Source organism: Aureitalea sp. L0-47 (assembly GCF_026126405.1).
In the GTDB taxonomy this organism is placed as follows: domain Bacteria; phylum Bacteroidota; class Bacteroidia; order Flavobacteriales; family Flavobacteriaceae; genus Pukyongia.
In genome coordinates this window covers 42,225-60,528 of record NZ_JAFMTQ010000012.1, presented here as the reverse complement: position 1 = coordinate 60,528, position 18,304 = coordinate 42,225, and the positions used below count along the sequence as shown (strand labels likewise).

Below are 18,304 nucleotides of genomic sequence, written 5' to 3'. Positions count from 1 at the left end.
TTTGGTTGGTTAGTTTTTAAATCCGTCGGATACTCTCAAGTTCCGGCGGATTTTTCATTCTAAAAGATTTCTCGCTTCACTCCAAATCGATTCTTAAAGCTTAAAGATTATCTCACAAAGGTTCTCGATACAATCCGCCGCAGTCGGATCACTCGAACTGACAATCCACCAATCACTATTCACCTCTCACTTCTCACTTCTCACTACTCACCACGCAACTCCCCTCTCATAATCAAGCATTTAAGACTTTGGCACGGTCTGTGTATTTAAATAAACGTATTGCTGATTCAACCAAAAGTGAAGCAAGTACAATTTAAAACCCAGAATTATGAAAAAGTTAGTAACCCTCTTATTCGGAATCCTTTTGGTAGGTTTTACCGCCAAGGCGAACCACAATAGTGCAGCAGCTACAGGATCTTATTCTTACGACGGAAGCGCTTACGTATTTATCGAAGGCGCAGTTGAATTTTCGGTATTTCCCGATGGACAATTCGATTTTGTCTATCTCGGTAGAGATGCGAATGGAAACGTTAACGTGAACATTAACACCAATAATGTGAGCCTTAACTTCAACTCGGGTTACAACTACGATCCATATGTTCAGTATGACGACTACGGTGCCGTAATCCAGATCGAAGATATTCCGATCTATTACGATCATTACGGACGAATCATCCAGGCAGGTAATACGGATATTCGTTACCGCGACAGGCGCATAGTGCGCGTGGGTGGCTTGCGTGTCTTCTATAACTCCTGGGGTGGATTCGATTACTATACCGGGTATATCAACTTTTGGACACCAAGATATGTATGGAGACCATGGCACGTATGGTACTTCAGACCACTATGGAGTAACTGTATAGTATATGACTATCCGTACAGAGCTTATTACACTCCTATTCGCTACTCATATGCGTATCACAGGGTACATTATGGAAGCAGAGGACGTATAGCTTATGCCAATGGAAGACGTAGTTTTCACAGACCAGGTAGTCGTATCCATTATCGAGACGGCAGGACTGCGATCAATAGGGACTTCAAACCCAACAGGCGAAATACTATGGTCTCAAATCACGGCAGACGTGATGCGGTGGCCAGGAACGCAAAGAGCAACAAGCGCTCAGATCGCTTGAACAACAGAAAGGGTGTGAATCGCTCCGATAATAACAAAGGTGTATCCCGAAGTGGAAACAACTATAACAACTCACGCAACGGAAATGCGGTTGCAAGAAACAATAAGGTAGTAAACCGCAGCGATCGTGGTACCATCTCTCGAAATCGCAGTGATGTGAATCGAAAAGGAAGTTCTACTTACAAAGGGAACAACCGTAAGGCTACGACTTCAAGAGGAAACAACAAGTCACGTCCAAAGGTGAACTCTAATAGAAATACGTACAAGTCTCGTCCAAGCGTAAGCTCGAACAGACCAAAGAATAATAGAAAATCCACCTATAACAGGAGCACACCATCACGTAATAAAAGTGCTGTATCCAGCAGAAGTTCAAGTTCTCGAAATAAGAGTCGTTCTTATAACAACTCCAGCAGACAGAAAGTGAATAAAAGCAGTACAGTAAATCGTTCGAGACCTTCAGGAAACAGAAGTTCGAACAAAACGCGAAGCTCAAGCAGAAGCCGTCGCGGAATGTAAAAGTTTTTTGGTTGGTTAGTTAGAAACCCTCGTAATTCGCAATATAGCGATGCACGGGGGTTTCGCTCTTATAACGACTTTATCAGATCGCTAAGCACCCTGGTGAGTTCCCTCCTACTGTACTTATTTATATTCTTAGGCTGGGTATGAAATGCCCCGGATTTGTATTCAGAATAATAGCGAAGAATCTGTTCCTTCAAGTCAGATGCTTCGGAAGGAGTAAAGAAAGCACCACTCTCTGTCTCGGAAAGAATATCACTTATGTCACTTCCTTCCGGACCTATACTCAGGATTGGGCGTCCTGCCGCCAGGTACTCAAATAGTTTCCCTGGAATAATCGCCCTGGTCTCCTCCTTATCCATTTCAAGCAATAATAACACCTGGGCGCTGTGCTGAAGCCGTTTAGCTTCAGCGTGGGACACATAGCCGTTCACAATTAAATTCTGCTCCAAGCCGTGTTCTCTGATACTTTGCAGCACCTCCTCCCCTACGACACCGGTTAACGAGATTCTAAGTTCCTTTCTAAAATCGGTATCTTCTTCAGTAACTTCTTTGAGCACTTTCCAGAGTGTTTCCGGGTTGCGATCGCTTAAGAGCGAACCGATGTGAGCCAAGGTAAATTCATTATCGAGCTCAGAAGTTATGCTTTCCGTGATCTCATAGCCATTGGTGATCACCGAGATTGGCTTTTTTGTTATTTCTGAAAACTCCTTTTTGGTGGTCTTGCTGGTAACCACGATATGATCGGCACTATTCAGGACATCAGCCTCCAGTTTCTTGTGCTTCGCTTCTGAAGCTTTCGTAAGTCGCATAGATTTGTGGTAGTGAATAGTGGTCCATGGGTCCCGAAAATCGGCTACCCAGGGGATATCGAGTATCTTTTTCAGTTCAAGTCCGATGAGGTGCATGCTATGCGGCGGACCGGTAGTGATTATGACATCAAAGCTTCTTTCGGTTAAAAAATTCCGAAGGAATACAACCGAAGGCTTTACCCACCCTACCCTTGCATCGGGGATGAAGTAATTCCCTCGAACAAATAGCATCATTTTTTCCAAAGATGACGGATCCTTTTCAGAAATAATACCGCGACTGATCTGCTGTGTTCGTTTCTTTGAAAGGAATTTGGCCATTTTATAAGGCTCACGGATAGGTCTTTTAACCACCTCAACATCGGGGGTTTTGTCCGTCATTGCATCATCTACGATAGGATAAGTAGGGTTCTCAGGCACATACACCACGGGCTCCACACCAAAATCCTTGAGGTATTTAGCGAAGTACAGCCATCGCTGCACACCCGGACCTCCTGCGGGGGGCCAGTAATATGTTATGATCAGAACCCGTTTCACACGTTTAAATTTTAGTAATTATCCCATTATATGTTAATTATAAAATTGAGGACGTGTGTAACCACTCGCCATGCTCGTTCTCGCATAAAAAATTTAATTATTTCATCAGATAAGCAAATAATTAATTTTGTTTACGCTCGTTTCACGATTTATTCTTCGGAACTACTTACTTCCTGCTTTCTACTCCACCAATAGCCGCCAGCTACGATCAGAACTAGTAATATAAAACTTACTAATGCAATGGTGCCACCTGTTTTGATCACCTGGGCTTCGAACTTGAATTCAACCCTGTGATTCCCGGCGGGTAACGGGAGAGCCCTCAAGGCGTAGTTCACCCTAATATGTTCGGTTAATTCACCATTCACATAGGCATTCCAGCCATGCGGATAGTACACTTCGGAAAATACTGCCAGTTGTGCTGTTTTCGAGCTGCTCTCATACACCAGGTAGTCCGGTTTAACTTCGGTGAGATCAATACTCGCTGTGGAATCCCGGGCCATCTCGGCCAGCGGTAGTTTGTCTTTAAATTCGGCATGAACAACCACGGTACGCTTTGTATCCAGGCTATCGAGTAATAAGATCTCTTCGTTGGCACTCTCGGCCAGCAACACACTTTCGGGGAACCACGCATTTCCATTCGCAAATGGATTGCGCTGCGCCACAGGGCCGCCATTAGGACTTTCACCGATGATGTAGCGTACATTGAGCATATTCAAAACTCCTATGTCACCTTCCGCTAAATAAAAATCATCCAGATCCTGTATTCTACCGGGCTTAGCTGCATGATAACCTCCTAATGCATTGTGGAAATAACTTGCCCTTCCACTGCTGAATGGATTCGTCGTGATATCGTATACCCTGAAATGTCCTTCGTCCTCCAGGATCTGCATATCTGCGGGATTCTTCTGAAACGGTTGATCCATGATCCGTGCACTTACAAAATCGTCGTTGTTCACATAGCGCAGATTCACTCCAACAAGGTCCAGGGTAATTAACAGCACCAGTACCCCTATGGCGTAGATCTCCTTTAGTTTTCCTTTCAGAAAGAACCAAAGCACCGCTGCGGCCAGTAAAACTGCCACCAGGGAGCGTATAACATCTGTGTTGAACAAAGCAGCACGGTCATCGCGTATGGCTTCTACCAGGGGTGTTCCCAATTGTTCTCTCAGGTCCTGATCATAAGGACTAGCGAAATCCAGCCCCGGAATAGCCGATTTCCCCACTAAGAAAATTAGTGCCAGGCCACCGGTAATTCCTGTAGCCCATAGCAGTGCTTTCTTACGCTGCTCCGGTTTTACAAAATCGTTGAAATACTGATGAAGTCCTACCACGGCCAGGATGGGCACCACCAATTCGATGATCACCTGAATGGAGGATACCGCCCTGAATTTGTTATACAGCGGCACAAAGTCAATAAAGAATTCTGTTAGGAATCTGAAATTATCACCCCATGAGAGGAAAAGGCTCAGCAATAAACCGGCCGTAAGCCACCATTTGATCCTTCCTTTAACAAGGAATAAAGCCAATACCGCAAGGAATATCATTATGGCTCCAATATAAGCCGGGGCAGCCACAATAGGTTGGTCCCCCCAATACACAGGCAGTTGAGTTACAATTTCAGCAGCTTCCTGTGGTGAGGCTCCTAATTTTATCAATTCGTCCAGGGTGTTGCCGTCCTCCGGCAGAGGTTCACTGGATCCGCCTCCCATAAATCGAGGAATGAAAAGGTTAAAACTCTCCAACTTACCATAACTGTATTCGGTAATATACTCGTAACTCAGACCGCCGCTGCCCTCTTTCGGGCTGCCATCCGGGTTGATGGTTAGCTCACTATTACCTCGAGTCGAAGTATCCGCATATTCTTTGGTTGCCAGGATATTAGTGGCATTCAGGCCAACGGCGATGAGCACACCGGCCATCATGATGGCTACCGACTTAAAGAAATGCGGCAGTTTCTTCTTCCGATAGGCGTCGATTAGATAAGCAACACCCAGGCAGAGTACCAACAATAGAAGGTAATAGGTCATCTGAAAGTGATTCGCCACCAGTTCTAGCGCTAAAGCAATAGTGGTCAATACGAATCCCCAGAGGTATTTCCCTCGGAAAGTGAGTATGATCCCGCTTAAAACCAGAGGCATATAAGCAATGGCATGGGCCTTGGCATTGTGCCCTACTCCCAGTATGATTATCAAATAGGTTGAAAACCCGAAGGCTATGGCTCCCAGGAACGCGAGTTTGTAATCGATCTTCAGTACCAGGAAAAGTATATAGATGGAAAAAAAGTAAAGGAATAAATAATCTGCCGGCCGTGGGAGGAATCGAAGTGTTAGATCGAGTTTCTTGATGAAGTTATACGGGTATTTCGCTCCCAGCTGGTAGGTTGGCATCCCTCCAAAGGCGGAATTCGTCCAATAGGTCTCTTCACCTGTTGTCTTTCGATAATCGTTCTGCTGCTTCGCCATCCCGGTATACTGAACGATGTCGCTTTGGAATATTTTCTTTCCCTGAAGCACAGGATTAAAATAAGCCAGGGAGGCGATTACAAACAGTATAAGTACGATTATATGAGGTAAAAAGCCCTTTAGTCGATCCATAGAAGGAGTGTGTTAAGAAGCTTGAAAATTAATCAATTTCTTCGTAATCCACGTATTCTCCTACGGTAGATGTAGCCTTTCTTTTCTTTGGTGGCATCTTATCTATGGTCACACTGCCTTCCTTTTTGGTGGGCTCAGGCTCCTGGAACGGATTAGCTCCGAAAGAACGCTCGAATTGTTTACCTGCTTTTTTCATCAGGAAGCGAACTATATAGGGTTTGAGAAGCTTAAACAAAAACTTTACTCCCAGGTATACCAGAAGTATAATTAAAACCGTTTTCAGAAATGTGATCATATAGATTATATACTGTTCAAATGTAATTAATGAGTCGTAAAAAGACCAAAATCATCTATTAAATAAATTATAAAATAGTATATCTTTGAACTAAACCCATGTCCATGACCCGAATAACATCTCTGCTACTCCCCGCTTTGTTCCTGTTTAGTTTCGGACCACTAAATGCCCAGTACACAGACATGATAAACACCAACCGACCCGGAGTTTCCCAGGGCGCTTTCTCGGTGGGGAAAAATGTACTTCAATTCGAATCGGGACTTAGTTATGGGAAGGAAAAGCACGAATTACTGGAGACAGAAACCAATGTATTTGCCATTGATTACAGCGTGCGTTATGGATTTTGGCGCGAAGAACTTGAAGTAAGCCTCATCGGCTCATTCCAAAGTGACAATGTTACCGACATGCGAGGTGCCTTGCCTTTTGAATACACCCAGCGAAATTTCCGAAGTAATACCCTTGGAGCAAAATACCTGGTCTACGATCCTTACCGTAAAATGGAGGAAAAGGGACCCAATCTATACAGTTGGAGAGCAAACAACAAATGGCAGTGGAAAGACCTCATCCCGGCAGTCTCAGTATATGCTGGGGCCAACTTTGATTTTGCCGACAACCCCTTTTCACCGGAGCAGGAGTCGACAATTAGTCCGAAGGTGATACTTTCCACCCAGAACAATTGGATTGGTGGATTTGTCTTAGTGACAAACATCATCGCAGACAGGATAACGACCGATTTTCCCAGTTACGGCTACATTGTTACTCTTACTCATGCCACGAATGATTATTTTTCGATCTTCGTGGAGAACCAGGGATTCAAGAGTGATTTCTATGCCGATCAGTTACTACGTGGCGGTGCGGCGGCGCTAATTAGCGAGAATTTACATGTAGATGCCTCTGTAACGCTTAATTTTAAAGACACACCTTCTGTGTTCTACGGACGCATTGGGGTGGCCTATCGTTTTGATATGCACGACCAGGATGAGTATATTGAGGAAAAAGGCAAAAAAGGAAGAGATAATAAGCGAGCTGACAAAGGAAAGAAATCAAAAAAGAAAAAGAAGAACAGAAAGCGTCGCGATAATTTTGTTGAAGATGAAGGTGATGGAGGCGGACTCCAATAGTAGTAATGGCGTATGATTGAAATTACCAAAGTAACCACCAAAAAAGAGCTGAAGAAGTTTGTAACCTTTCCTTTTCAGCTATATAAGAATCATCCATATTGGGTCCCTCCGTTGGTCAAGGATGAAATGGAGACGCTGGACCTTTCAAAAAACCCCGTTGCTAAAAACGCTGAGGCAACATACTATCTGGCTTATAAAGATGGCAAACTCTCCGGACGAATCGCGGTGATAGTGAATCACCTTGAGATCACTGAAATGCGCAAAAAGAAGGTCAGGTTTGGATGGTTTGATGTTATTGATGACATCGAAGTTTCCAAAGCATTACTGGATAAGGTTTTTGAAAAAGGCCACTCACTCAAGCTGGAATATGCCGAAGGGCCTGTTGGTTTCTCAAACATGGAGAAAGCAGGGATACTAACAAAAGGGTACGAGGAGATGAATACCATGATCACCTGGTACCATCACCCGTATTATGCAGAGCATTTCAAGAAGCTTGGCTTTGAAAAACAAGCTACCTGGGTGGAATATCGCCTAAAGATTCCGAACGAAATTAAAGGAAAAGTAGCGAAATTCTCAAAATTGGTACGGCAACGATATAAGTTATCTGTAATTCGTTTTCAGAATAAAAAAGAGATCCTGCCCTACGTGGATGCCATGTTTGGTTTACTGAATAACACATACAATACGCTTCAAACATTCGTCCCTATTCAGCAGTACCAGATAGATTATTACAAGGAAAAGTATTTCGGATTTATTCATCCGGATTATATCACCTGTATTAAGGATGAAGAAGGTAAATTGATCGCTTTCTCGGTGGTAATGCCATCCTTCAGCAAGGCGCTGAAAAAAGCGAATGGTAAATTGCTCCCATTCGGGTGGTGGCACATACTTCAGGCCCAGAAAAAGAACGATACAGCTGCTTTTTACCTAATTGGAATCGACCCGGAATACCAGGGAAAAGGAGTGACAGCTATTATATTCGAAGAAATGCAGCACCTGTTCAACCAAAAAGGGATAGTAACCGTTGAAACCAACCCGGAACTGATTGAGAATACTGCGGTGCAGTTGCTTTGGAAGGATTATGACCCTAAACAACACAAGGAGCGGAGCACCTTCAGGATAGATCTCTAGCAGGCACGATTTTTGTTCGATTCTCCAATATGTTTGGAAAAACACTTCTGAAATTATTCTTCACAATCGTATTTCTTGCGACTTCTCTCAGTTATGGCCAGAGTCTATCCGCCGTAGATGCCAAAGTAAAGACCTACCCTACCATTCGTTTTAACACGGTTGAGCAGCTGGCCGAAATGATCGACCAGGATTTCGATACCAACCTGGAAAAAGTGAGAGCTATTTACAGTTGGATAACCAATAACGTGGCTTATAGTTACGATGCACGAAGTACAATGAGTATCTCGTACCGTTCGGAAAAGGAGCGAATTGAAAAATTAAGGCAATACCAGGAGCGTACAGCCACTATCACTCTAAAGACAAAGAAAGCGGTCTGTCATGGCTATTCAATGCTCTTCAAGGAACTATGCGATCAACTGGGAATACCTTGTAAAATAGTAAGAGGTTTTGGTAAATCGTTTCTTTCCGATATCGCTTCAGAATTCGAATCGAATCATGCCTGGAACATTGTAACCATAGACGATGAAGACTACCTGGTGGACAGCACCTGGGGTGCGGGATATATGAACGGGAATCGTTTTGTGAGGGAAGTTACCGATGTCTATTTCCTTACACCACCGGAGATCTTCGTTAGAAATCATTATCCCCAGGACTCCAGGGATTCTTTGCTGAATGAAATTATTGGAAAAGAAGATTTCCTGAACCGCCCGCTGGTTTACGAAGCAGGATTGACCGACTATAGGCTCAATAAACCAACTTCAGGAACTCTAGAGAGAAAAGAAACGCATTCTTTTGAAATAGAAAGCGAGGTTCCCATATCTCGGATCCGTATGTACTACAACGGAGGGTGGCTTGATGTTGGGGAACTCACGGTTAGCAATAACAAATACAGCTTTCAGGTTTCCCTACCGAACAAAGTGGATCATGAATTGCTTATCTACATCGACTCTGAAGCTATCTTCGGTTTTAAAGTGAAGTCATAAAAAAACCATCCGAAATCAACGGATGGTTTCCATTTATATTTTTCTGAAATTATTCGCCCATGGCTGCAGCTACGGCTGCTGAAAGGCGCTTGTAAGTTCCATTCTCAAGACGTTCGCGGATAGCACTAAAGGCCTCCAGTGTCTCGTTGATATCTTCCATGGTATGATTGGCCGTTGGGATCATTCTTAATAAAATCAATCCTTTAGGTATCACCGGGTAAACTACTATGGAACAGAACACTCCGTGATTCTCACGAAGGTCTTTTACTAAGGCCATAGCCTCTGGAATAGTTCCTTTGAGGTATACAGGAGTAACACAACTTTGAGTAGTTCCCAGATCGAAACCTCTCTCACGAAGTCCTCCCTGAAGAGCGTTTACATTCTCCCACAGTTTATCTTTATATTCTGTGCTGGAACGCATCATATCGAGACGTTTCAGGGCTCCGACTACTAACTGCATCTGAAGTGACTTAGCGAACATTTGCGAACGCAGGTTATATTTCAGATAATTGATGATCTCTTCATCTGCTGCTATGAATGCTCCCGTGCTCGCCATGGATTTCGCAAAGGTTGCGAAATACACGTCGATATCATCTTGAACACCCTGCTCCTCTCCTGCTCCGGCTCCAGTTTTTCCTAAGGTTCCAAAACCATGAGCGTCGTCAACAAAGAGACGGAAATTGTATTTTTTCTTTAGTTCAACGATCTCTTTCAACCTTCCTTGTTCACCACGCATTCCGAATACACCTTCAGAAATCAATAAGATCCCACCTCCGGTCTTTTCGGCAACTTTCTCTGCTCGTTTAAGATTCTTCTCTATACTTTCGAGATCATTGTGTTTATAGGTAAATCGCTGACCGAGGTGTAAGCGAACACCGTCGATAATACAAGCGTGGGCATCTACATCGTAAACGATAACATCATCTTTTGAAACTAGCGCATCGATGGTAGATACCATTCCCTGGTAACCGAAATTCAATAGATATGCGGCCTCTTTGCTTACGAATGCTGCTAATTCCTTCTGAAGTTGCTCGTGAAGGTCTGTATGACCACTCATCATACGAGCACCCATTGGATAAGCTGAGCCATAACTAGCGGCAGCTTCGGCATCTACTTTACGAACTTCGGGGTGATTTGCAAGACCAAGGTAATCGTTCACACTCCAGGTGATCACTTCTTTTCCATTGAACCGCATTCTGTTTCCAATAGGGCCTTCCAATTTGGGAAATACAAAGTAACCTTCAGCCTGCTCCGCCCATTTTCCTAGGGGTCCTTTGTCTCGGTAAATCTTCTCAAATAGATCTCTCATGTATCATCAAATGTTAATCAAGCGACAAAATTAGTTAATTCTATCCGTATAACCATACTATTTTTGTAGGAGTTGGAGCCATAAAAAAAGCCACCTGATTGACGCAGATGGCTTTAGCTGTTTAGGCTAATATATTATTTAACATATTGGACATTCATGACCTCGATATTTTCCACCTCACCAAATCCCTGCTTCTCCATCCAATCGTCACTGTAAACTTTGCTCATGTAACGCGAACCGTGGTCCGGGAATACAACTACAATATTACTGTTAGCGTCGAAAACACCTTCTTCCTCCAATTGACGCAGGCCTTGCATGGCTGCTCCACTTGTATATCCCAGGAATAACCCTTCTTTCATGGCCAGCTCCCTGGCTGTCAAGGCGCTCTCCTCATCGGTTACTTTTACAAACCGATCAATACTCTTAAAATCAGTAGCATCCGGCACCAGGTTCTTACCCAGTCCTTCAATGCGGTACGGATAGATCTCGTTCTTATCGAATTTCCCTGTTTCGTGGTATTTCTGAAGAACCGATCCGTAGGCGTCGATCCCTATTACTTTTACATCAGGATTTTGTTCCTTTAAATATCTGGATATTCCTGAAATCGTTCCTCCGGTGCCACTGCAAGCCACCAGGTGCGTAACTTGTCCACCCGTTTGCTCCCAGATCTCGGGTCCCGTGGTCTCGTAATGAGCGTCGATATTCAAGGTATTAAAATACTGATTGATGTATACGGAATTGGCAATTTCACTGTGAAGTCGCTTTGCCACTTCATAATAGGATCGCGGGTCGTCTGCGGCAACATTTGCCGGACAAACATACACCTGAGCCCCCATGCTTTTCAGCATGTCGATCTTATCTTTTGAAGATTTAGAACTAACCGCCAAAATACACTCATATCCTTTCAGAATACTTACCATAGCAATACTAAAACCTGTATTTCCACTGGTCGTCTCGATAATGGTATCACCCGGAGAAAGAATTCCTTCTTTTTCCGCCTTTTCAATGATATAAAGTGCAATGCGATCTTTAGCTGAATGCCCTGGGTTGAAAGCCTCTACCTTTGCGTAGTAGTTGCCTTTCATGCCTTTTGTAATGTTGTTGAGTTCTATTAACGGAGTTTTACCTATTAATTCCAACACATTCTTGTGGGCCTTTATAGCTTCTTTCATAAAGAGAGGTTTTGTTAGTTGAATGAGGAGATAAACTCCTCATTTCCTGAACGGGTCAAAGGTACATCAAAAATTTTAATTAGTCGGTAATTCCTTCCAAACTCAGCAGGAATGCATAGTCCATCGCAAGTTCCTTCAACGCCTGAAAACGCCCGGAAGCACCTCCATGTCCGGCGTCCATATTGGTGTGAAACAGGATCATATTTTCGCTCGTATTATATTCGCGCAATTTGGCTACCCATTTGGCTGGTTCCCAATACTGAACCTGGGAATCGTGGTAACCTGTTGTCACGAAAATATTCGGATAGTCTGTCTTTAGAACATTATCGTAGGGAGAATAAGATTTCATATACTCATAGTATTCCTTATCATTTGGGTTACCCCACTCATCGTACTCACCCGTAGTAAGTGGTATACTGTCGTCGAGCATAGTAGTGACCACATCTACGAAAGGCACTGCCGCGATCACCCCGTTATAACTTTCGGGAGAAAGATTCAAAATGGCACCCATCAACAATCCGCCTGCTGATCCTCCCGAAGCGTACATATGTTCCGGGGAGGTATACTTTTCAGCAATAAGATATTTGGATGCATCCACAAAATCCGTAAAAGTGTTTTTCTTATTCAGAAGTTTTCCATCTTCGTACCATTGTCGCCCTAAATACTCGCTTCCCCTTACGTGGGCAATTGCGTAAATAAACCCTCTGTCCAGCAGGGATAGCCTGCTGCTTGAGAAATAGGGGTCGATTGTAGACCCATAGGACCCATAACCGTAGAGCAAGAGCGGGTTTTTCCCGTTTTGTTCCATACCTTTTCGATACACCATGGAAATCGGGATCTCAGTGCCATCTTCCGCCGTTGCCCAAACCCGTTTGGACTCGTAGTTATTCTTATCGAATTTTCCTCCCAGCACCTCAACTTCCTTTTTGATCTCCTTTTCACGGGTTTCCATGTTAAAATCGATCACCGAAGCAGGGGTAGTAAGGGAATTGTAGTTATATCGGAGAATCTTGGTATCGAATTCGGGATTCTGCATGGTAAACGCCCTATAGGTTTCATTGTCGAATGGCAGGAAGTAAGCTTCCTTACTATCGTCCCAGGGATTGATCTTAAGTTTATTGAGTCCGTTGCTTCGCTCACTTACTACATAGTAATCCTTGAAAATATCCACATCCTCAAGGAGAACATCATCCCGGTGAGGGATCAATTCTTCCCAATTCTCCATCTCTATAGCATTCTCGGGTGTTTTCATCAGTTTGAAATTCTTAGCTCCGTCTTTATTGGTGAGCACATAGAAATTCCCATCGTAATGACTAATATTGTATTCGAGGCCTCGAACCCTGGGCTGGAAGACCTTAAATTCTCCATCGGGATTATCTGCATCCAGGATATGGAATTCGGAAGTAAGTGTAGAGTAACAACCTATTATCAGGTACTCGCGAGACTTTGATTTGTACACATAGGTTCCAAAGGTTTCGTCTTCTTCAGTATAAATCAATACATCATCCTGTGCGTCTGAACCACGCAGGTGTCGATATATCTTGTCCGATCGCAGCGTCTGTTCATCCTTTTGAGTATAAAACAATGTCTTATTGTCGTTTGCCCATGTTGAAGTACCGGTGGTTAGTGGAATTATATCGTCCAGTATCTCCCCGGTCTCCAGGTTCTTGATATGAATGTTGTATTTCCTTCGGCTGAGGGTATCCACCCCGTATGCAGCCCATTTATTATCGGGGCTAACGTTAATTCCTCTGAGGTTATAGAATGAGTAGCCTTCGGCCATTTCGTTTACATCGAACAGGACCTCCTCGGCTGCATCCAGCGAGCCTTTCTTTCTTGTGTAGATAGGATAATCCTTACCCGTTTCATAACGAGTGATGTAATAATAACCGTTGTAGAAGTAAGGAACAGACTCATCATCCTCTTTGATCCTGCTCTTTAATTCTTCAAACAGAGCATCCTTGAATTCATCGGTGTCTGCTGTCATCTTGCTGTAATAATCGTTCTCTCGCTCCAGGTAGTCGATTACTTCGGGATCGTCCTTTTTATTGAGCCAGAAATAGTCGTCTACACGGACATCACCGTGCATTTCAAGGTGCTTAGCTATTTTTTCGGCCTTGGGGGGAGTGATATCCATGCTTTTCTTAGTCTTTGAATTCTTTTCACAGGAAGTGGCAAAAATAAGGGATGCCATGGAAACTACGATTAAATATTGCATCTGATTTAAATTGAATTTTAGTCGCACAAAATACTAAATTTGCTTTCAAATTAAAATTTGGAAATATGTTTGGAGATATTATGGGTATGATGGGGAAACTTAAAGAGACCCGGGAGAAGGTAGAAGCCACAAAAAAACGTCTCGATACTGTTATGGTGGACGAGAAAAGCAGTGACGGGATGCTTACTGTTACCTTGACCGCAAATCGAGAGATCAAATCAATTGAGATCGAAGATCAATTACTTGAAGATAAGGAGCAACTGGAGGATTATCTTGTTCTTACGCTGAACAGGGCGATTGAAAAAGCTACAAATGTTCATGAAACAGAGATTGCAGCTGTGGCCAAGGAGGGTATGCCGAACATTCCCGGGATGGACGGAATGTTCAAATAAGCTTAAATATTACGGGCAATAAAAGCGAAGTGGCTGCTGGTGTCCCTTAGCGGACTGTAACCAGATATTTCATCTTTTTTCTTTCCCTTACTGTTCAATATCAGAAGTTTAGGAAAGGTCTTGTTCCTGTTCAGGTTTGCTATAACTTCTTTGTTGTAGGCCATTTGTTCTTCGGAAATAATATCTACACGCCTTGGGTAGTCTATCAGTACCAAAACAAAGGATTCGCTTTTTTCTATGAAGTCGGGATGTTCGAAGAAATCCGTTTTTAACATTTTGCAAGGCGAGCACCAATCGCTTCCGGTAAAGTAAACAAGAATAGGTTTCTTGTTTTTTTTTGAAATCTCACGTGCTTCTTCAAGGTTTGTCAGCCAGTTTACCTGGTATTCTTCCTGGGCGAGGTTTATTGTGCTCATTCCGAGGAACACAATCAGAAACAAATACTTCATGGTAGAAAATTTTATGATTTGAGACACATTTTCTATGCCAAATATGCATTAAAAAAAAAGGATTCCCAAATCAGGGAATCCTTTTTACCACGTTGATGGTTTGACAATCAATTAATTATTAATCAATCTGAATTCTGTTCTACGGTTAACAGCATGTTCTCTTTCAGTACATGAAACACCGTCTGAACAACGATTCTTTAAGCGGTTTTCACCGTATCCGTTAGCAACTAACAAACTTGGGTTAACACCTTTCGTTTGAAGGTAATTAGCAACAGCCTGGGCTCTTCTTTCAGATAAGTTCTGGTTAGAATCCTTGGTTCCTCTTGAATCGGTATGAGAAGCGATCTCAAGTTTTACACCAGGGTTTTGAGCTAGTACTGGCATTAGTCTTGTGTCGATAAGATTCTTAGCTTGTGGAGTAAGCGAAGCGCTTCCCAGGTTCCAGTTGATTGGAAGTGCCTGGTACTCTACTAGTTCACATTCTACTTCTTTCCAGGTAGTAAGTCCACCTTTAGTTTTAAGAACTTCTTTAGTTACTGTCTTATATTCGGCGGGAATAGTCTCTTCAATAACTTCAGCGTCTTTTACAAGTACAGTTCTTGTGATGTTCGCATACTCTGCAGGAATTTCTTCTTCAACTACACGAGCAGGCTCAACTACTACGCGCTTAGTATACGATCCCATTCTTTCCGGTACATTTGATCTGTTGGCAGAAGCATCTGTAGCCAATCGAGTTACAGAAACGGTAGTGTACTCGGCCGGGTATCCTTTGTAACACCAGTAGCGGCAATCGTTAGGATTCGACGAGTCACAATCAGGAGCCGGAGCACCAAGTTCCCATTGCGCGTAAGCTGGTTTGATTTCCAGTGTTTCTGAATCGCTTCTGAATGAAGCAGGGTTTACACTTAAAGTAGAAGCAGCTTGTTTCTTTACATAAGTTACTGTTTCAGTTCCCCACTTTTCAGGTATTACTCTCATTTTCGTTCCGGGAGCCTTTACCATTACACGCTCTGTAACAGTTTCGTATTGAGCAGGAACGGTTCTCATTTTTTTGTAGGCAGGTCTTACCATCACCTGAACAGTTTCATTTACGTAAACATCCGGTGTGGTACAACGAACATAACATTTCCCTGGCTCAGGATTTGATGGAAGGTCCTGAGCAAAGGTTATCGATGCTGTCAAGACCAAGATTCCGGTTAATAGAAGTTTCTTCATAGTGTTGATGTTTTAGTGATTACGAATTGTTTGTAGTGCAAAACTACCCACATCGGACGCACTAACGAATAGCGAAAAATTGCTTTTCGATTAGCCGTATGTTAAAAACGACCAAAAGTGCATTTTGTCGATAAACTCGGAGCCTTCGTCCTTTTTTTAATCGGAAATTTTTTCAGAACTTCGTATTCGTTAACATGTCTAATCTCTAAACACTAAAATATGTTCGAATTAAAGCAAAGCGGAGACAAATATCACTTCGTATTGAAGGCTGGAAATGGGCAGGTGATCCTTTCAAGCCAAATGTATTCTTCTAAGTCCGGTGCCATGAATGGTATCGAGTCTGTTAAGAAAAATTGTGGTGATGACAATTGCTTCGAAAGAAAGACTGCAAAAAATGGAAAATTCCACTTCAACCTAAAGTCCACTAATGGACAAATCGTTGGAAGCAGCCAAATGTATGCCGCTGAGAGCGGAATGAATAACGGGATCGATTCTGTTAAAAAGAACGCCCCCGGAGCTGACGTAAAGGAAGTAGAGTAAATTTATTCTTCCTTAAAAAATTAAAGACCCCTCTATCCGAGGGGTTTTTTATTTGTAGTTCTTAAGAACATCGAGAAACTTCGAATGCATCTCTGAAGTGTAATCCAGGTGAGTGACGATTCTAAGTTTACCATCACCCATATTACTTATATGTATATCCTCTCCCTTTAGGTCATTTATGAATTTTTCTTCGGAAAGGTTCTCATTCAAATAAAATATAACAATATTGGTTTCAGTAGGTTCCACTTTGCGCACAAAGTCGGATTCCTTTAATACTTCCGAAATCTCCTTCGCACGTTTATGATCTTCGGACAATCTTGAAACATGATGATCCAGTGCATATAAACCTGCTGCTGCCATGTAACCTACCTGTCGCATTCCCCCACCTAAGATCTTCCGAACGCGAATGGCGTTTTTCATCCGTTCTTTTTTACCAACAAGTACTGTACCCAACGGAGTGCCTAATCCTTTACTAAAACAGACTGAAATGGTGTCGGCCAATGAGCCAAAATCCTTAGGGTCCTGATCTTTTGCAACTATGGCGTTCATTAGTCGAGCCCCGTCCAGGTGAAGTCCGAGCTGGTGCTTATCACACACTTCCCGAATTTCACGTATAGTATCCAATTCATAGCAGGCACCTCCTCCTTTGTTGGTGGTGTTTTCCAGGCAGACAAGAGTGGTTAGCGGACTGTGATAGAAATCCGGCGGATTTATTGCGTTTAAAACCTGTGCCGCATTGATCATACCACGATCTCCATCTACCAGTTTGCAACTCACACCACTATTGAAAGAAGCACCACCTCCTTCGTAATTGAAAACGTGTGCCCATTTATCACAGATGAGCTGTTCCCCCGGATTGGTATGAAGTTTTATCGCCGCCTGGTTGGCCATGCTTCCGGAAGGAAAAAATAGCGCCTCGTCCATGCCGAAGAGTTTTGCCATACGATCTTCTAACTCGTTTACCGTAGGATCTTCCTTGTACACATCATCACCGGTTTCGGCATTCATTATGGCTTCCAGCATGCCCGGCGTAGGTCGGGTAACCGTATCGCTTCGTAAGTCTATTCGCATTGGGTGTTATGGATTTTTGTTGATTTGTTGATTTGTTGATTCGTTGAGTTGTTTGTTCTTACTATCTCATTATTCACTTCCAGCTTCGGACTCCTGACTTCTGACTCCTGACTTCGGACTTCTGACTTCGGACTCCGGACTTCGGACTTCTGACTTCGGACTCCGGACTTCGGACTTCAGACTTCTATCTCATTTATTGTTTTTGTCGCCTGAATTTGGATTGTAAGTTCTCGATGACCTCATCAATCATTTTATCTAGTTCAACGATCTTTAACGCATTGTTATGCTTGTAGTGAATATTGGGATGCTTTTCCGAGGTGGAAAGATCGAACAAATCGTAATTTGTTTCGGATACCCCACTACTATTTCTGAATGTATAAGAGCGCTTACATGAATGAATCGATGTGCTTAGTTCAGGGTTTCCCGTAATATTATCAGCCCTGTAGTTTTTTACTGTAGTGGTAGTTAATTCGTTTAGATTTTCATTGAAAAACTTGGTTAATTCATCCGATTTCAATGGGATTGAAAAGAACAAACCGCAGTTGTCTACCTTCTTTATCATCGAGGCACCATCATTTTCAGTCCACACCACATAGGTTTCATAATACGTCCCTTTAGAAGAACACCAGGATCCGTCCTCCATTAGAAACATTTCGATACTTCCGGTACAATATCTTTTTACCGAGAACCACGAACTAATAGAGCGTTCCTCCAGTTTGTTGGTGAATTCCGAAAGTTGTTGATCTACAAATGCCTCATCTCGCTGAGCATTCAATTGAAAGATAAAAAGGAGCGCTAAAACAAGTATTAATCTTTTCAT

General features: G+C 43.0%; 16 protein-coding genes. 6 read left to right on the top strand and 10 right to left on the bottom strand.

Going from position 1 to position 18,304, the window contains the following annotated elements; all coding sequences use genetic code 11:
- Nucleotides 1-328: 328 nt before the first annotated feature.
- Complete coding sequence (locus tag J1N09_RS11730; RefSeq protein WP_265200406.1) at nt 329-1,648, top strand: MSCRAMM family adhesin SdrC; 1,320 nt, start codon at nt 329-331, stop codon at nt 1,646-1,648.
- 68 nt (nt 1,649-1,716) lie between these two features.
- Here the strand turns inward: J1N09_RS11730 and J1N09_RS11725 are convergent, their stop codons facing one another.
- The 3 genes from J1N09_RS11725 to J1N09_RS11715 form a co-directional block, all read right to left on the bottom strand.
- Nucleotides 1,717-2,994, bottom strand: coding sequence for a glycosyltransferase family 4 protein (locus J1N09_RS11725; protein WP_265200405.1), 1,278 nt, complete (start codon nt 2,992-2,994; stop codon nt 1,717-1,719).
- Between the two features lie 149 nt (nt 2,995-3,143).
- A complete protein-coding gene (locus J1N09_RS11720) occupies nt 3,144-5,588 on the bottom strand; it encodes a YfhO family protein (protein WP_265200404.1) in 2,445 nt (814 codons plus the stop codon).
- Between the two features lie 28 nt (nt 5,589-5,616).
- Nucleotides 5,617-5,883 (bottom strand): DUF4834 family protein, encoded by a 267-nt coding sequence (locus J1N09_RS11715; RefSeq protein ID WP_265200403.1) that lies wholly within the window; start codon nt 5,881-5,883, stop codon nt 5,617-5,619.
- 104 nt (nt 5,884-5,987) lie between these two features.
- On the opposite strand from J1N09_RS11715, the gene J1N09_RS11710 reads away from it, so the two are divergent.
- Genes J1N09_RS11710 through J1N09_RS11700 form a run of 3 tightly spaced genes read left to right on the top strand, consistent with a single transcriptional unit; the run spans nt 5,988 to nt 9,118 of the window.
- Nucleotides 5,988-7,004 (top strand): transporter, encoded by a 1,017-nt coding sequence (locus J1N09_RS11710; RefSeq protein WP_265200402.1) that lies wholly within the window; start codon nt 5,988-5,990, stop codon nt 7,002-7,004.
- Nucleotides 7,005-7,016: 12 nt separating this feature from the next.
- The gene (locus tag J1N09_RS11705; RefSeq protein WP_265200401.1) at nt 7,017-8,135 is read left to right on the top strand and encodes a GTP cyclohydrolase; all 1,119 of its coding nucleotides are present in this window, start codon (nt 7,017-7,019) and stop codon (nt 8,133-8,135) included.
- Nucleotides 8,136-8,164: 29 nt separating this feature from the next.
- A complete protein-coding gene (locus tag J1N09_RS11700) occupies nt 8,165-9,118 on the top strand; it encodes a transglutaminase domain-containing protein (protein ID WP_265200400.1) in 954 nt (317 codons plus the stop codon).
- Between the two features lie 49 nt (nt 9,119-9,167).
- Here the strand turns inward: J1N09_RS11700 and J1N09_RS11695 are convergent, their stop codons facing one another.
- The 3 genes from J1N09_RS11695 to J1N09_RS11685 form a co-directional block, all read right to left on the bottom strand.
- Nucleotides 9,168-10,427 carry an aminotransferase class I/II-fold pyridoxal phosphate-dependent enzyme gene (locus J1N09_RS11695; RefSeq protein ID WP_265200399.1) on the bottom strand — a complete coding sequence of 420 codons (1,260 nt, stop codon included), beginning with the start codon at nt 10,425-10,427 and terminating at the stop codon, nt 9,168-9,170.
- A 134-nt stretch (nt 10,428-10,561) separates the two neighbouring features.
- Nucleotides 10,562-11,599, bottom strand: coding sequence for a PLP-dependent cysteine synthase family protein (locus J1N09_RS11690; RefSeq protein WP_265200398.1), 1,038 nt, complete (start codon nt 11,597-11,599; stop codon nt 10,562-10,564).
- A 79-nt stretch (nt 11,600-11,678) separates the two neighbouring features.
- Nucleotides 11,679-13,817: a S9 family peptidase gene (locus tag J1N09_RS11685; protein ID WP_265200397.1), complete on the bottom strand. Its 2,139-nt coding sequence runs from the start codon at nt 13,815-13,817 to the stop codon at nt 11,679-11,681.
- A gap of 65 nt (nt 13,818-13,882) precedes the next feature.
- Here J1N09_RS11685 and J1N09_RS11680 point away from each other — a divergent pair, with 65 nt between their 5' ends.
- Nucleotides 13,883-14,209 carry a YbaB/EbfC family nucleoid-associated protein gene (locus tag J1N09_RS11680; RefSeq protein WP_265200396.1) on the top strand — a complete coding sequence of 109 codons (327 nt, stop codon included), beginning with the start codon at nt 13,883-13,885 and terminating at the stop codon, nt 14,207-14,209.
- A gap of 2 nt (nt 14,210-14,211) precedes the next feature.
- Here the strand turns inward: J1N09_RS11680 and J1N09_RS11675 are convergent, their stop codons facing one another.
- Nucleotides 14,212-14,658: a thioredoxin family protein gene (locus tag J1N09_RS11675; RefSeq protein WP_265200395.1), complete on the bottom strand. Its 447-nt coding sequence runs from the start codon at nt 14,656-14,658 to the stop codon at nt 14,212-14,214.
- Nucleotides 14,659-14,769: 111 nt separating this feature from the next.
- The gene (locus J1N09_RS11670) at nt 14,770-15,873 is read right to left on the bottom strand and encodes an OmpA family protein (protein ID WP_265200394.1); all 1,104 of its coding nucleotides are present in this window, start codon (nt 15,871-15,873) and stop codon (nt 14,770-14,772) included.
- Between the two features lie 219 nt (nt 15,874-16,092).
- Here J1N09_RS11670 and J1N09_RS11665 point away from each other — a divergent pair, with 219 nt between their 5' ends.
- Nucleotides 16,093-16,413 carry a YegP family protein gene (locus J1N09_RS11665; protein WP_265200393.1) on the top strand — a complete coding sequence of 107 codons (321 nt, stop codon included), beginning with the start codon at nt 16,093-16,095 and terminating at the stop codon, nt 16,411-16,413.
- Nucleotides 16,414-16,461: 48 nt separating this feature from the next.
- Here J1N09_RS11665 and J1N09_RS11660 read toward each other — a convergent pair whose 3' ends face one another.
- Nucleotides 16,462-17,484, bottom strand: a complete 1,023-nt coding sequence (locus J1N09_RS11660; protein WP_265200392.1) for a threonine aldolase family protein — start codon at nt 17,482-17,484, stop codon at nt 16,462-16,464.
- 193 nt (nt 17,485-17,677) lie between these two features.
- Entirely contained in the window at nt 17,678-18,304 is a 627-nt protein-coding gene (locus tag J1N09_RS11655; RefSeq protein WP_265200391.1) for a hypothetical protein, read from the bottom strand.